This is a genomic window from Chishuiella changwenlii (genome assembly GCF_900142565.1).
GTDB classification, from domain to species: Bacteria; Bacteroidota; Bacteroidia; order Flavobacteriales; family Weeksellaceae; genus Empedobacter; species Empedobacter changwenlii.
The window spans coordinates 78,881-94,501 of record NZ_FRBH01000007.1 but is presented as its reverse complement, the minus strand read 5'-3'; the positions used below and the strand labels follow the sequence as shown (position 1 = coordinate 94,501).

Below are 15,621 nucleotides of genomic sequence, written 5' to 3'. Positions count from 1 at the left end.
AATCCTATTTTAAAGTTTTTTCCAGTTTTTATCTGAAATTTTCAATGTATCAATTTCAGATGATGTTATAAACAAAGGCGTTATTTGCATTACTCGTTTCGTTTTTAATGTTTTTTTGTTAGCGTTAGGGCAATCTATTTCAATTAATCTTATCGTTTCTGAAGCTGACGATACAGATTGATATATAATTTTTTTATCTTTTTTATTCATTTTCCAAGTCGGGCAATTGTCTATACTTAAATATTCAAAAACCAACAAAGGAATTAACGCAACTACAATTCCTAAAACAAATTTCATTACATTAAAGAAACTCCAACCGCTACTTTTCTTAATTGATAACAAGAATAATACATACACACTTACAGATGCTAAGAATGTTAAGATTTTAGGGAATATTCTAGAGAAATTAGTATTGCTAAATTCTAAACTAATCAAATCTCCAATTAAAAAATAAAGTAAAAACCATGCAATAAAAAGAATGGAAATTATAATGGCAATATATCGAAGTCTTTTATTCATTATATAAAGGCTTTGTAGTAAAGTTGTTTAATTTTATATTATTCTATTCAATAATTTCTAATAATAACTTGTTTTTACTATAATTTGTCATGTTGAGCTTATCGAAACATTTTATAGAAATCTTTATTCTTCTTTGATAGGCTCAGAATGAATCAAAATTGTAGTCAATTAAACAAATTCTGTATATAAATATAAAAATATTCCTATCAATGACAGGAATACTTTTTACTAAAATAGATTTATTTAGACGATTTTAATAAATTCTCTAAAATCTCGCAGGCACATTCTGCCAAATTGGTTCCTGGACCAAAGATAGCATCAGCACCATTTTGGTAAAGATAATCATAATCCTGACGTGGAATAACTCCTCCCACAACAATATAAACATCTTCTCTACCAAATTCTTTTAATTGTTTCACAACTTCCGGAACTAGCGTTTTATGCCCAGCAGCTAAAGATGAAATTCCAAGAATATGCACATCATTTTCTACTGCTTGTTTTGCAACCTCAGCAGGCGTTTGGAATAAGGGTGAAATATCCACATCAAATCCCATGTCTGCAAAAGATGTTGCAACAACTTTTGCTCCACGATCATGACCGTCTTGTCCCATTTTTGCAACCATTATGCGGGGACGACGTCCATCTTCTTCTGCAAATTCGTCGGCCAAATTTCTGGCTTCTTCAAACTTATTCATTTTACCAGCTTCCATAGCATAAACTCCTTGTATTCCTCTTGTTATTGCCTTGTGTCGACCAAAAATAATTTCTAAAGCATCAGATATTTCTCCTAAAGTTACTCTTCTTCTTGCCGCTTCAATAGAAAGTTCCAGTAAATTACCTTCACCAGTTTCTGCAGCTTTTGTTAATTGAGCTAAAATATCTTGTACAGCATCATTATCTCGCTCAGCTTTTATTTTATTAAGTCGATCTATTTGTTTTTGACGAACTGTTGTGTTGTCAACTTCTAATATTTCAAACTCTTGTTGTTCTAATTTAGATCGGTAAGCATTAACACCTACAATCGCAATATCGCTTGCATCAATCTTAGCTTGCTTTTTTGCAGCAGCTTCCTCTATTCTCATTTTTGGAATTCCAGCTTCAATTGCTTTTGTCATTCCTCCAAGCTCTCTAACTTCCTGAATATATTCCCAAGCTTGATTTGCCATTTCGTTTGTCAACGATTCTATCATAAAACTTCCTCCAAAAGGATCTGCTGTTCTACAAATCTCAGTTTCTTCTTGTAATATGATTTGTGTATTTCTAGCAATTCTGGCAGAGAAATCTGTTGGTAAAGCAATTGCTTCGTCTAATGCATTTGTATGTAAAGATTGTGTTCCACCTAAAGCGGCGGCAAGTGCTTCTATAGCTGTTCTTCCAATATTATTGTAAGGTTCTTGTTCTGTTAAGCTCCATCCTGATGTTTGACAATGCGTTCTCAACATCAACGATTTATTATTTTTAGGTTCAAATTCTTGCATCAATTTCGCCCAAAGCATTCTTGCAGCTCTCATTTTCGCTATTTCTTGGGTAAAATTCATTCCAATTGCCCAGAAAAAAGAAAGTCGAGGTGCAAAATCATCTACTTTTAAACCTGCCTCTAAACCTGTTTTTACATACTCATATCCATCTGCTAATGTATAAGCCATTTCTAAAACTGGAGTTGCACCAGCTTCTTGCATGTGATAGCCAGAGATAGAAATAGAATTAAAACGAGGTATATTTTTAGAAGTATAATCAAAAATATCCGCAATAATCTTCATTGATGGTGTTGGCGGATATATGTAAGTATTACGTACCATAAATTCTTTCAGAATATCATTTTGTATTGTTCCTGAAAGTAAATCTTCTGAGACTCCTTGTTCCTCTGCTGCTACAATGTAAAAAGCTAGGATAGGTAAAACTGCTCCATTCATTGTCATTGATACCGAAATTTTATCTAATGGAATTTCATTAAACAAAATTTTCATATCCTCTACAGAGTCTATTGCTACACCTGCTTTTCCTACATCACCTACCACTCGTTCATGGTCTGAATCGTATCCTCTATGTGTAGCCAAATCGAATGCGACAGAAAGTCCTTTTTGACCTGCAGCTAAATTCCTTTTATAGAAAGCATTCGATTCTTCTGCCGTAGAAAAACCTGCATATTGACGAATTGTCCATGGTTGACGAACATACATTGTGGTATAAGGACCACGAAGATATGGTGCTACACCTGGTAAAAAATCTATCTGTTTTAAATCTTTTACATCATTGTAACTATAATCACTTTTTACTTGTAAACTATCTAATTCGAAGTTTTCTATATGAGATGGATTAGAATTTAGATTTCGTTTAAATCGTAAATTCGAAAAATCTGTTTTGCGATTCATCTAGCTAATATAACTAATTATCAGTTAGCTTTTATAATATTTCATAAATTCTAAAAGGTGTTTCTTGTAATAAATATTTCATAAAAATTAATTCATAAGAATAACATTCGAAAAAAATTTGGTCAAGTTATTGCATAATTAATAAGTAATTATAATCGTATCTATTAACTATAAAATATATCAACTATGAAATTAGAGTTTAGTAAAAAAACGATCCCTGAAATTTTAGCAGAGTTTGAAGGGAAAAGCACATTAGAATGGCAGAATGATATTTTTGACTTTTTAAAAAATTACGAAAATAATACCTCAACAATTAATTTTCTGTATCAACGAAATGATAGCTTGTATAAATCAGTTTTTAAAAGAGAGTTTTCCAATGCTACATTTCAATCATTAAATAATTTCTTAGGTTTAAAAAGAGGAGATACTGCTTTATTGAGCTCTTCGGTTTTAGACAATGATGGAAAAATTAGTTTAGTACAAGCCATAGAAGGTAAACTAGATTTATATTGTAGTGATAATCTTGAGGAGATAAAAATTCCATACATAGGAGAAGAACAAGACCAAATTGGGTTTGCAATAGATTATGCATATATAAACGGAAAACATGTAGAAAATTCTAGTTCGGAACTGGTGCGTATTAAAAAAATAGCATTATCTGGTGAACACATTCCAAATTATTTAAAGGAATTAGAGAAACCTACTTTTTATTCTATTTATGTTGTAAACGGTTTTCCTGTTGGTGTTAAAAAAGAAGATGATCTTAATTTTACTGTTTTAGATAAAGTAGAATTGTCTGAAGATGAAAAAAATAACCTTGTTTTGAATTCTATTTATGAAGATGAGCCTTTAAATACTGAAAGACAAGTTTACATTACGGATGATAATAAATTTAGATTTCTTTCTACTGGCGAATATAGAATTGGAAAAAGTAGAAGTCTAATTAATTTTGAATTAATTGAACAAAAATTAGATCAATATATAAATTTAAACTTTTGTGTATTAGGGTTTCCTAGTAAAAAAACAGGAGAAGAAGTTGTTACTTTAGTTATAGAAAGTAGATTTATAGAAGAAATACATATTCCGCAAGATGAGTTGGAAAGCCATGAAGTTCCTCAACAAACTTTTTACATTGGTGAGTTTCCAAAAAATAGCGATAAATCGGCTATTAGAGCAGAATTAAAACAATTGTTATTAGAAGCAAATGATTAAAAATAAAAACCCCACCAATTGTGGGGTTTATTTTTTAAAAGAATTAGAGCAAACTCTTATTTTGAAAACTTGATTGGTGATTTTAGATTTTTAAAATCGTCTAAATCTGCATTTAAAGATCCTACCATCAATCCCGCTTTAATTTTTAGCGGCACTAAATTTTCATCATCAGAAATCCACATTGTAACTGACTCAGATTCTTTGAAAATTCGACCAGATTGTACATAAGGACGAATCTTTATTGCACTAATCTTTCCAAACTTTGTTTTTAAAGTTTCTCTTCCTAAAACTTTTAATCTAAACTTTAACGTTTCATCTCCTAAGAAAATATTCTGGTTTAAAAAGTCTCCTGTTTTAATTTTTTTATAGTCTTGATTTCTCAAATTATAAAAAGCCGATAACAAATCTTGTGCATCAAAAGGAATTGTTTCTGTATTAATACTTCCATCTTTTTTATTTTCAACTTTTGCTTTTTTATTCGCATGATCAAAATAATAAATCTGATGTCTTTTATAACTTCCTTCTACAATATTTCTGACAAATTTTGTCGGTTTCATTGTCGATTTATCAATATAAGATTCATAATTATCATCTACCTTAAAAAACACACGAACAGCACCGCTCGAATTACCTTTACCGATAATATGATAATGACTTTTCCCATTTAATGTTACATCTTCTACATTTATTGTTGCATATCCTGCATTTAATCCAGTATAATGAATTCTAAATTTTAAAAACTCACCAGCTTTAAAATTGGATTGAGCATTTAATGATGATGTAAATGAGATTATAATTAATGTGAAAAATATGATGTATTTTTTCATTCAATTGGTTTTCTAGGTTAGTTCAAATTGTTTGCCAAAAATACAAAAACGCCTTTATGTCAACACATAAAGACGTTATTTTTATTTTGATAAAATATTTTAATTCTTTTTCATTCGCTCATCAGCTTCATCTAACCAAGGCTGATAAGTACAGTGTTTTTTTATCGCTTTGTAAACAACTTCACTATTAGGATCTTTTGGATCTAACTCATAAATAAGAGCACTTAGAAAACCATTTTTAATGGAAGTACTTTTTATTTTCTGCAATAAAGCGTCTGCTGAATAACCTTGGTATAACTTCTCTTGTAAATCTGTTAAGACTATTCCTCTATAACTTTGATAAGTTCTGTAATCTTCATCATTATCTAAATCCATTTGTTCCAATTCCGTTAAAAAATTAATTGGTAATTGTTCTAAAGTAGGATTGTAATAATTAAAGGAATCTTTATAAGTATATAAAAAATTAATGTAGTCGTAATTTAGATTTTTTTCTTCTTTATTTATAAAAGCTGAACTAACATCTATTTTATCTAAACTTTTAAGAAGAGCGTCATTAAAGGTTTTTATTTCATTGCGAAACGCTGTCGGAGACAAACGAAATAACTCGCTATTATGTGACAAAAAAGCATCTGTTTTAAAACTTTTACTAATCAAATAATTATTTCTATTGCTTCCTTTTCCAGTAAATGTAAATCGTGTTTCTATTTGGTTTAAATCTGTATCTAGAATTAAACTATCACCTGGAACAATATAAAGTGTAAACTCTTCACGATCTATAGAAAGTTTTTTATACCCTTCGTCTTGTATTTGAATGGTATCAGAAAAATTTCCATCAAAATCTAAAGCGAATGCTTTTTCTCGATTGTTTAATAATAAATATATGCTGTCAGATTCGGCATGCGCAACTCTTCCTCCAAAATAAATAACTTGTTCTTTCTTATTATTTGGCGAGCAACTGTATATTGAAATGAATAGTAATAGGAGAAATCCCAAATAGATTTTCATACTTTTTTTGTCTGTAGCAAAAGTAGAAAATTATTCTTCTTTTTGATGTATTTCAAAGTAAGAATCTATTTTAAAATTTTCGGGATTATTAGCCGCTGCTACAGCTAATTTATCTGCCTCTTCATTCCAATGATGACCAGCATGACCTTTTATCCATTGAAACTTTACTTTATGTATTTTATAAACCTGTAGAAAACGACGCCACAAGTCTTCGTTTTTCTTTCCTTTAAAGCCTTTCTGTAACCAACCAAATACCCAACGTTTTTCAACTGCATCTACAACATACTTAGAATCTGTAACAATTGTTATTTCAGTATTCGTAAACTTTAATGTTTCTAAAGCAACAATAACTGCCATTAATTCCATTCTATTATTTGTTGTTTTACGGAAACCTTGAGAAAGTTCTTTCTTTACTTTTTTCTCCGTTTCTAATAGAATACAACCATAACCTCCTGGACCAGGATTTCCTAAAGAAGAGCCATCTGTATATGCTACAATTGCCATAAAATTAAGGTTGATAATTTAACATCGCATCAAAGGTTTGACGAGCTACAAAATGATAATTTGGTCGAGCTTCTTTGTAAATTTCTTTCGCAAAATCTAATTGATGAGATTCTTTTAATGCTAAATAAAGAGGTTCTAAAAATTTACGTCTTCCTACGTTTACTAAAAACTCTTTTGTATTTGGGTTTGCTTTTTCATAGTTTAAAAGAATTGTTTTCTCAAACCAAGCACACTCAATTTCTGGATTTTTAGAATTTGTAAAATCATAAATAGCATCTAAATAAGCTAAATCTTCTTTTGTATTTTTCTTTACATCAATTTGACGAATGAAATGAACCCATTCATTTGTTGACTTTGTAGAAATAGCCACTTTTATAGCTTTTACATTATTTCGTCCGTTTTCTATATCTTGTTCTAATTGGGCTTCAGCAGCATCAAACAATTTAGAAGTTGGTTTATTTAAATCTTTTGGCCAACCAGTATTATAAATCCACTCTTGCACAAAGCTATCATCACCATCAGTTAAATTCTTCTTTAAATATTCTACAAATTTCTCTGTTGTCATTGTTTGAAAAGCATGAGAAGAAAAATAGTTGTTCAAGAATTTATCAAATTTTTCTCTTCCATATTTACTTTCTAACATCTTAAGAAATAAATAACCTTTGTCATAAGGCACATCAGAAAAAGCATCATCAGGATTAGATCCTTTCATATCAACTTTAAGTGAAGTATATTTTTCTGGAAGATTTCGCATAGAAGTTTCTAAGTCTTGAAATCCAATAACAGAAATCATATCAGCGTAATCTTTTCCTTCTAATTCTTCCATTATTCTACGCTCAAAATAAACTGTAAACCCTTCGTTCACCCAAAAGTCATCCCAAGTAGAATTGGTTACTAAATTTCCTGACCAGGAATGTGCTAATTCGTGTGCTATAAGGTTTGTCATAGAACGATCTCCCACAATTGCTGTTGGTGTAGCAAATGTTAAGCGAGGATTTTCCATTCCTCCAAAAGGAAAAGACGGAGGTAAAACAAGTACGTCGAATTGTCCCCAAGGATATTTCCCGTATAATTTTTCTGCTGTCGTTACCATATTTCCCATTTCTGCAAATTCCCATGCAGCTGCTTTTAGTAAACCTGGTTCCGCATAAACTCCAGTTCTATTATCTATAGGTTGATAATTTACATCACCAACAGCTAAAGCAATAAGATAAGGAGCAATTGCTTGTGGCATTTTAAATGTATAAATACCATCTGCATTTTTTTCTTTTGGATTAATAGCACTCATTAATGCTAATAAATCTTTTGGCACTTTTACTTTTGCATCATACGTAATACGAACACTTGGTGTATCTTGAATTGGAATCCAAGAACGTGTTAAAATTGCTTGCCCTTGAGACAGTAAAAATGGATGTTTTTTATCGTGTGTTTGCGCCGGCGTTAACCATTGTAAAGCATTTGCATTTGGAGAGGTTTTATAAAAAACCTTTACTATTGTATCTTTTGGAGAAACATTTATAATTAATGCTTGACCTTTTATAGAGTCTTTCTCTCCTAATTTAAAAGGTGTTTTTTTACCGTTCGCTAATAAAACAGAGTCTATTGTTAGTTTTTCTGTATCTAGAATAAGTTCTTTTGCCGAATTATTTTCAAATGTATATTGAGCAGATCCTGTGATGATATTTTTCTCAAAATCTGTTTCAATGTCTAAACTTAAATGTTTAATTAGTGCTTTATCTAAATCAGCAAATGTTTGATTGTCTTTTGCCTCTAACACAGTAGAAGAACTTGCTTGTTTGTTACAACCTATCATTACGAATAAAGTTCCTAACGTTATATAAACTAGTTTTTGCATTGTTGTAAATCTTTTAAAATTGTATTGAAAGCTTCTTCTTTTAGCGCTTGTTTATCTTCTTTTGATTCGAGATTTTTAGTTTCAAAAGTTGCTAATAATCTCACTTTTATTTTCCCTGGATATCCTCTAAACCAATTAAAAGGAAGCATTTTGTTTAATCCGTGAATAGCGATCACTGCCAAAGGAGTTTTAGTTTCCACGGCGATATTAAACGCTCCATCTTTAAATTTATCCAAATAAATCTGAAACTCTTTTTCATTCGTAACTCCTCCTTCTGGAAAAATAAAGATGCTTAAATCTCTATCTAATTTTTTCTTTGCTTCAGGATAAACATTTGCTTTACTTCTTGCACTATTTCTATCCACAGGAATACAAATACGCTCAAAAATCTTCCCAAATATAGGAATTTTAAGCAATTCTGCTTTGCCTACAAATGCAATTGGATGATCTTTTAGAATAGTCAACATTAGCATAATATCCATAATGGATGAATGATTAGCTATAAAAATGTAATTTTCTTTCGGATCTAAAGGAACCAATTTTTTATAATCTATTCTAAATCCTGTTCCATATAAAATAAATTTTCCCCAGTATCTTATTAACGGATAGATGTATGGAAAAGTTTTATCGAAATTAGCTAAAGGCAAAACGATAAAAACACCTATTATTAAAACGTAAATTGAACCTAAAAGTATCATCCAAATTCGCCAAATAAGAACCAAGAATCCTTTAATGTATTTCATGAAAGTTTTTATTATTCTAAAATCCAAAGATAAATGAAAAGTGATAAATGATGAGTGAAAATAAACAACACTTACCATCAACTGCTTATTTTAGAAAACATACAAAACTTCTAATCCTATATCTTATAATCTTATCTCTTTAAATCTAATTCGTAACAAAAGGATAAAAATAAATGCTTTGAAAAGAATTTGAAATGATTAAATTTGTTAAGGGAAAAAACACAAAGAAATGGCTTTAAACACAATCAATCCAACAACTACAACAGCTTGGAATAAATTAAAAACACACTTTTCTGTAATAGAAAAAACATCAATAAAAGAATTATTTGAACAAAATACTCACCGTTTCGAAGGATTCTCAATTAGATACCCATCTTTATTAGTAGATTATTCTAAGAATAAGATTACTGCTGAAACAATTCAACTTTTAATTGATTTGGCTAAAGAAATGAACGTAGATGAAGCAATTCAGAAAATGTTCCGTGGAGATATCATCAATCAAACAGAGCAAAGAGCTGTTCTACATACTGCTCTTCGTAATCGTTCTAACGAAGAAGTTTTAGTTGATGGTGTTGATGTAATGCCACAAATTAATGAGGTATTAGAACAAATGAAATCTTTCTCAGAAAAAGTTATTTCTGGTGAATGGAAAGGTTTTTCTGGTAAAGAAATTACAGATGTTGTAAACATCGGTATTGGAGGTTCTGATCTTGGACCTGTAATGGTTACAGAAGCTTTAAAATATTATAAAACACGTTTAAATCTTCATTTTGTTTCTAATATAGATGGAACACATTTAGCAGAAACTTTTAAATCTATTAATCCAGAAACAACATTATTTATTGTTGCTTCTAAAACATTTACTACACAAGAAACAATGACCAATGCTTTTTCTGCAAAAGAATGGTTATTAAAATCTGAAGCAACTGAAGCTGATGTAGCAAAACATTTTGTTGCATTGTCTACAAATGCGAATGGAGTAGCTGAATTTGGAATTGACACTGCCAATATGTTTCAGTTTTGGGACTGGGTTGGTGGAAGATATTCTTTATGGAGCGCAATAGGTTTAAGTATTTGTCTTGGTGTTGGATTTGATAAATTCGAAGAATTATTAGAAGGAGCTCATGAAATGGATATCCATTTTAGAACAGAAACTTTAGATCAAAACATTCCTGTTGTATTAGCTTTACTTGGAATTTGGTATAATAACTTCTTTAAAGCTGAATCTGTTGCTTTATTACCATACGAACAATATTTATCTCGTTTCGCTGCTTATTTCCAACAAGGAGATATGGAGAGTAATGGAAAATATGTTGGTCGCGATGGAGAAAAAGTGAAGTATCAAACTGGTCCTGTTATTTGGGGAGAACCTGGTACAAATGGTCAGCATGCATTCTATCAATTAATTCATCAAGGAACAAAGTTAATTCCAGCCGATTTTATTGCTGGAGCTAATTCTTTAAATGATTTAGGAGATCATCATGCAAAATTATTATCTAACTTTTTTGCTCAAACAGAAGCTTTAGCTTTTGGTAAAGATGAAAAAACTGTTATCGATGAGTTGAAAAAAGCAGGAAAAACAAAAGAAGAAATCGACTTTTTAACTGCATTTAAAGTGTTCGAAGGAAATCGTCCTACTAACTCTATCATGTATGAAGTGCTTACGCCAAAAGTTTTAGGAAACTTAATTGCGATGTACGAACATAAAATCTTTGTACAAGGTGTTATTTGGAACATTTTCTCTTTTGATCAATGGGGAGTGGAATTAGGTAAACAATTAGCTAATGTCATCTTACCAGAGTTAGAAAATGATGAGAGAGTAGAATCTCATGATTCTTCTACAAATGGATTAATAAACGCCTATAAATATTGGAGAAAATAATTTTCTAATATCAAACCATATGTAAAAAGAGATGTTTTTAGTTAAAAACATCTCTTTTTTTTATTTAACCCCCTTATTTATCAATTAAAATGTTTATATTTTTAATTATTTTAATAAACACCCCCTTATTTTTAAGTTAAATATCTAAAAACACTTGTTTTTTATTTTAATGTATTGTTTTTTTGTAGGGTAAACTGAAAAACAAACCAACATGAACGAATTTAGAATTGAAAGTGATTTGATTGGAGACTTAAAAGTTCCTACAAATGCATATTATGGAATTCAAACTGTTCGAGCAATAGAAAACTTCAAAATTTCTTCGCACAAACTCAGTAATTGCGCTACATTCATTAAGGCATTAGCACAAGTAAAATTAGCAGCAGCTAAAACAAACTATGAATTACACTCATTAGATGAGCCATTATACTTATCAATTCGACAGGCTTGTTTAGATATTATTGATGGACAATTTGACAATCAATTTCCTTTAGATCTAATTCAAGGTGGTGCAGGAACTTCTATTAATATGAATATTAACGAAGTTGTCGCTAATCGTACATTAGAAATAATGGGATATAAAAAAGGTGAATACAATTATTGCTCACCTAACGACCATATTAATCTAGCACAATCTACAAATGACGCTTATCCAACTTCTGTAAAAATTGCATTATATCAAATGCATGATGAGGTTTACCAAGCACTTGATAATTTAATTACAGTTATAAGAATAAAAGCAATCGAATTTCAGTCTATTTTAAAAATGGGACGAACGCAGTTACAAGATGCAGTTCCTATGACTATGGGACAAGAATTTGAAGCTTTTGCCTATTCATTAGAAAAGGAGAAAAGAAAATTAGTTACTGCCAGAGAAGAATTTTTATCTATTAATATGGGAGGAACAGCAATAGGAACAGGACTTAATGCTCCTAAAGAGTTCGCTGAACTTTGTGCAGAAAATTTAAGAGAAGTAACAAATATTCCTGTTTATGTTGCTCCAAACCTTATTGAATCAACATCTGATACGAGTAGTTTTGTAGAATATTCATCTGCGTTAAAAAGATTAGCCATTAAAGTTTCTAAAACATGTAATGATTTGCGTTTATTATCATCTGGACCTCGAGCTGGAATAAATGAAATTTCATTACCTGCTTTACAAGCCGGTTCATCTATAATGCCAGGAAAAGTAAATCCAGTTATTCCAGAAGTTGTAAACCAAGTATGTTACAAAGTTATTGGTAATGACACAACAGTTATGTTAGCGTCAGAAGCAGGGCAACTTCAGTTAAATGTCATGGAACCAATTATCGTTCATTGTTTAATAGAATCAATGGAGTTAATGAAAAACGCTTTAACTTCTTTAAAAGAGAAATGCATAGAAGGCATTATTGCAAATAAAGATGTTTCAGAAAATTTAGTAAAAAATAGTATTGGAATTGTGACAGCTCTAAATCCTTTTATAGGCTATAAAATGAGTACTAAAATTGCGAAAGAAGCCTTAATAACAGGTAAAAGTGTCTATCAACTTGTTTTAGAATATGATTTACTGTCAAAAAGTCGTTTAGATCAAATTTTAAATCCTGAAAATATGATAAATACTCAGACCTCATTTAGTGCTTAGTATTATTAATTACGATTTATTGGATATAAAATTCTATAGAATAAAAAAAGCCTATTTTCTTTAGAAAACAGGCTTCAAATTAACACATGAGGACAAAATTTACTCTACTAAATCTTATACTTATACTACTAATATCAAACTTTGTGCCAAAGCATATAATTTAATGGTTTTTATTTTTATTAATAAATCGTTTTATGATTATTGTTTTTTTGTCACTTTTTAGTAGTTAGAAGTAGATTAAAACAAATTGTGACAGAAGAATTGTGTTGTATGAGGTAAAACACAATTTTTAAAAAAAGTTTTCGCAATAGTATTAAGTTTTAGTATTGCAAATGGAGTTATAGTTATATATCGGATGAGTAACCTCATCCGATATATTTTTATCTAAGGATAAAGCTTATTTTACAGCAGTTATCTTTCCATTCATTGTAGCAAAGTGCCCAGGAAAAGAACATAAAAAGTCATAAGAACCTTCAGTTAGAGTAAATTTTATTTGCTCATTTTCTCCTCCTCCTAATAACTTTGTATTAGCAATTATTTCACTTTTTAATTCTGTTGGAATATAATCCGTTGCTTTTGCAGAAACTGCAGTATTTGCAAAAGAAGAAGCATCTGAACCTGGTTTTAATAAAATAAAATTATGTCCCATTGCTTCTTTTGACATTTGACCAGAGTTCATTAAAATTAATGTAACCTCTTCTCCAGCTTTCACAGTAAACTGTGTTTTGTCGTAACGCATATCGTCACCTGCTTTTAATACAATATGATTATTTGTTGCAGGAGTTGATGCTTCATTAGTTTCAACTGAAGTTTCAGCAGTGCTATAATCAATATCAGAAGCTGTTGAATCTTCTTTCTTTCCTCCACAACTCATTATAAATAAAGCTGTGCAACTTAGAATAAACAATTTTTTCATAATTAATATTTTATTTCCTTAAAAATAAAGAAATACAACAACTTAAAAAAGTTTACTCATTATAAATAAAAATGATTTTGGGCAGATGAAACCGACTAAGGAATATCTAAATATTTATGTGTTTGTAAAGAATAACGCCATTTCGGATTTTCTTTTACATAGTCTATTATTAAAGGAAGATTTTTTTCTCTTTTTCCCCATTCTGTTTGTAAGAAAAGCGTACAGTTCTCTCCTACTCTTGCGGCTTGTTCTTCTGCAAACTGAAAATCGTGCTGATTAAAAATAATACATTTCAATTCATGCGCAGCCTCACAAACATCATCTAAAGGTAACATTGTTTTTTTAGGAGATAAACACACCCAGTCAATCTCTCCACTTAAAGGATATGCGCCTGATGTTTCGATGTGAATACGAGCGCCTTTTTCGTGTAGTTTTTTTGTAAGATAAGTTAAATCCCACATAAGAGGTTCACCTCCTGTGATGATGATCGTTTTAGCTTGTGAAGTTGCTAATTCTACCAATTCATCAACATCAGTTAAGGGATGCTTTTCAGCATCCCAACTATCTTTTACATCGCACCAATGGCAACCAACATCACAACCTCCTAAACGAATAAAATAAGATGCCACACCAGTGTACATACCTTCTCCTTGTATGGTATAAAAATGTTCCATAACAGGAAGTAATTTTCCTTCTTTTATTAAGTCTTGTTCTTCTGCAGTTGTTGATGCAATATGTATCATAAAATTATTTTTTTCTATTGTATGCCAACAATGTATTTTTTAATAACATAGCTCTCGTCATTGGACCTACTCCACCAGGAACAGGTGTAATCCATGAAGCTTTTTCTTTTACGTTATCAAAATCTACATCTCCAGCTAAAATAAATCCTCTCGGATTTGTTGAATCATCTACGCGCGTAATCCCAACGTCGACAATTACAGCACCATCTTTTACCATTTCTGCTTTTAAGAATCCTGGAACTCCTAAAGCTGTGATAACGATATCTGCTTCTTTTGTATATTGTTCTAAATTTTCTGTCTTAGAATGAGTTAATGTTACAGTACTATTTCCTGGATTTCCATTTTTACTCATTAAAATACTCATTGGTCTACCAACGATACGAGAGCGTCCAATAACAACAGTGTGTTTACCAGCTGTATCAATATTGTAACGTTCTAACATTTCCATAATTCCGTAAGGTGTAGCAGGTAAAAATGTTTCCATTTCTAAAGCCATTTTTCCAAAATTCATTGGGTGAAAACCATCAACATCTTTATCAGGATCAATCGTATTAATTACAACTTCCTGATCGATATGTTTTGGTAATGGTAATTGCACTATAAAACCATCTAAAGAATCATCATTATTCCATTTTACAATTTCTGCAATTAGTTCTTCTTGAGAAATTGTATCTGGCAATATTAATTCTGACGATTCGAAACCTACGAAATTACAGTCTTTAATTTTGTTGTCTACATAAGTACGTGAAGCACCGTTGTTTCCAACTAAAATAGCTCCTAAATGTGGAACTCTTTTTCCTTGTTCTTTGAACGATTCAACTTTCTGTTTGATCTCTTGTTTGATCTCTTTAGAAAGTTTTATACCATCTAAAATTTGCATTGTTTGTTGTGTTTGTGCAAAGATAAGGACAAATTGTAAGATGTTATTATTTTATTGGCAACAAAAAAATCTTACTTAAGAAGTAAGACTTTTTTTAATATTTTATAAATGAATTGTTTAATCAATAATTATAAACCATTCATTTTTTCTTCTACAACTTTTCTTTCTTTCGCTATCAAATTGTCTTCCTCTGTTGGAAATTGAAAAATCCCAGTATTCATACTTTCAATTCTTTTCAAAACTTCATAAGATGCTTTTGCTTTTTCCGTATTTCCTTGATTAAGATAAACACGAATAGCTTTCATAAACGTTAGTATATTCTTTTTCTTTAATTCATCTGCTAATAAAAACTGATCACGCTCTTCGTTAGCTTCTAATAAAACAACCAAATTGTTATCATCTAACTTATAATAAGATTGTAACATTTGATTAAAAATAATCAGAAAACCATCATCCGAATTTCCTACTTCTAAAGCAATAATCTTCGCTAAGGTTTTAGATAACTCTTGTATATATTTTGAAATAAAATCTTGTTTAATCAT

The 15,621-nt window shown here is 30.4% G+C and carries 14 protein-coding genes; 3 read left to right on the top strand and 11 right to left on the bottom strand.

Annotated features, from left to right (window positions below; translation table 11 throughout):
- Positions 1-9: 9 nt before the first annotated feature.
- Together BUA86_RS09590 and scpA are read right to left on the bottom strand one after the other, a co-directional pair.
- Complete coding sequence (locus tag BUA86_RS09590; protein WP_072932205.1) at positions 10-519, bottom strand: hypothetical protein; 510 nt, start codon at positions 517-519, stop codon at positions 10-12.
- Positions 520-758: 239 nt separating this feature from the next.
- Positions 759-2,891, bottom strand: coding sequence for a methylmalonyl-CoA mutase (scpA, locus tag BUA86_RS09585; RefSeq protein WP_072932203.1), 2,133 nt, complete (start codon positions 2,889-2,891; stop codon positions 759-761).
- 186 nt (positions 2,892-3,077) lie between these two features.
- On the opposite strand from scpA, the gene BUA86_RS09580 reads away from it, so the two are divergent.
- A complete protein-coding gene (locus tag BUA86_RS09580; RefSeq protein ID WP_072932201.1) occupies positions 3,078-4,103 on the top strand; it encodes a hypothetical protein in 1,026 nt (341 codons plus the stop codon).
- Between the two features lie 56 nt (positions 4,104-4,159).
- Here the strand turns inward: BUA86_RS09580 and BUA86_RS09575 are convergent, their stop codons facing one another.
- The 5 genes from BUA86_RS09575 to BUA86_RS09555 form a co-directional block, all read right to left on the bottom strand.
- On the bottom strand, positions 4,160-4,930 hold the full coding sequence (locus BUA86_RS09575; protein WP_072932200.1) for a DUF3108 domain-containing protein: 771 nt from the start codon (positions 4,928-4,930) through the stop codon (positions 4,160-4,162).
- 99 nt (positions 4,931-5,029) lie between these two features.
- Positions 5,030-5,935, bottom strand: a complete 906-nt coding sequence (locus BUA86_RS09570) for a hypothetical protein (RefSeq protein WP_072932198.1) — start codon at positions 5,933-5,935, stop codon at positions 5,030-5,032.
- A 30-nt stretch (positions 5,936-5,965) separates the two neighbouring features.
- Entirely contained in the window at positions 5,966-6,439 is a 474-nt protein-coding gene (gene rnhA / locus BUA86_RS09565) for a ribonuclease HI (RefSeq protein ID WP_072932196.1), read from the bottom strand.
- 4 nt (positions 6,440-6,443) lie between these two features.
- Positions 6,444-8,294 carry a M1 family metallopeptidase gene (locus BUA86_RS09560; protein ID WP_072932194.1) on the bottom strand — a complete coding sequence of 617 codons (1,851 nt, stop codon included), beginning with the start codon at positions 8,292-8,294 and terminating at the stop codon, positions 6,444-6,446.
- Complete coding sequence (locus tag BUA86_RS09555; protein ID WP_072932192.1) at positions 8,282-9,037, bottom strand: lysophospholipid acyltransferase family protein; 756 nt, start codon at positions 9,035-9,037, stop codon at positions 8,282-8,284. Before BUA86_RS09555 ends, BUA86_RS09560 begins: the two co-directional genes overlap by 13 nt.
- Positions 9,038-9,266: 229 nt before the next feature.
- On the opposite strand from BUA86_RS09555, the gene pgi reads away from it, so the two are divergent.
- Both pgi and BUA86_RS09545 read left to right on the top strand, forming a co-directional pair.
- Complete coding sequence (gene pgi, locus BUA86_RS09550; protein ID WP_072932190.1) at positions 9,267-10,919, top strand: glucose-6-phosphate isomerase; 1,653 nt, start codon at positions 9,267-9,269, stop codon at positions 10,917-10,919.
- Between the two features lie 211 nt (positions 10,920-11,130).
- A complete protein-coding gene (locus BUA86_RS09545; protein ID WP_072932188.1) occupies positions 11,131-12,540 on the top strand; it encodes an aspartate ammonia-lyase in 1,410 nt (469 codons plus the stop codon).
- 397 nt (positions 12,541-12,937) lie between these two features.
- Here BUA86_RS09545 and BUA86_RS09540 read toward each other — a convergent pair whose 3' ends face one another.
- From BUA86_RS09540 to BUA86_RS09525, 4 genes are all read right to left on the bottom strand, one after another.
- Positions 12,938-13,456 (bottom strand): plastocyanin/azurin family copper-binding protein, encoded by a 519-nt coding sequence (locus BUA86_RS09540; RefSeq protein ID WP_072932186.1) that lies wholly within the window; start codon positions 13,454-13,456, stop codon positions 12,938-12,940.
- Positions 13,457-13,551: 95 nt separating this feature from the next.
- Entirely contained in the window at positions 13,552-14,199 is a 648-nt protein-coding gene (locus BUA86_RS09535) for a 7-carboxy-7-deazaguanine synthase QueE (protein WP_072932184.1), read from the bottom strand.
- 4 nt (positions 14,200-14,203) lie between these two features.
- Positions 14,204-15,079, bottom strand: coding sequence for a bifunctional 5,10-methylenetetrahydrofolate dehydrogenase/5,10-methenyltetrahydrofolate cyclohydrolase (locus BUA86_RS09530; protein ID WP_072932182.1), 876 nt, complete (start codon positions 15,077-15,079; stop codon positions 14,204-14,206).
- A 128-nt stretch (positions 15,080-15,207) separates the two neighbouring features.
- Entirely contained in the window at positions 15,208-15,621 is a 414-nt protein-coding gene (locus BUA86_RS09525) for a hypothetical protein (protein ID WP_072932181.1), read from the bottom strand.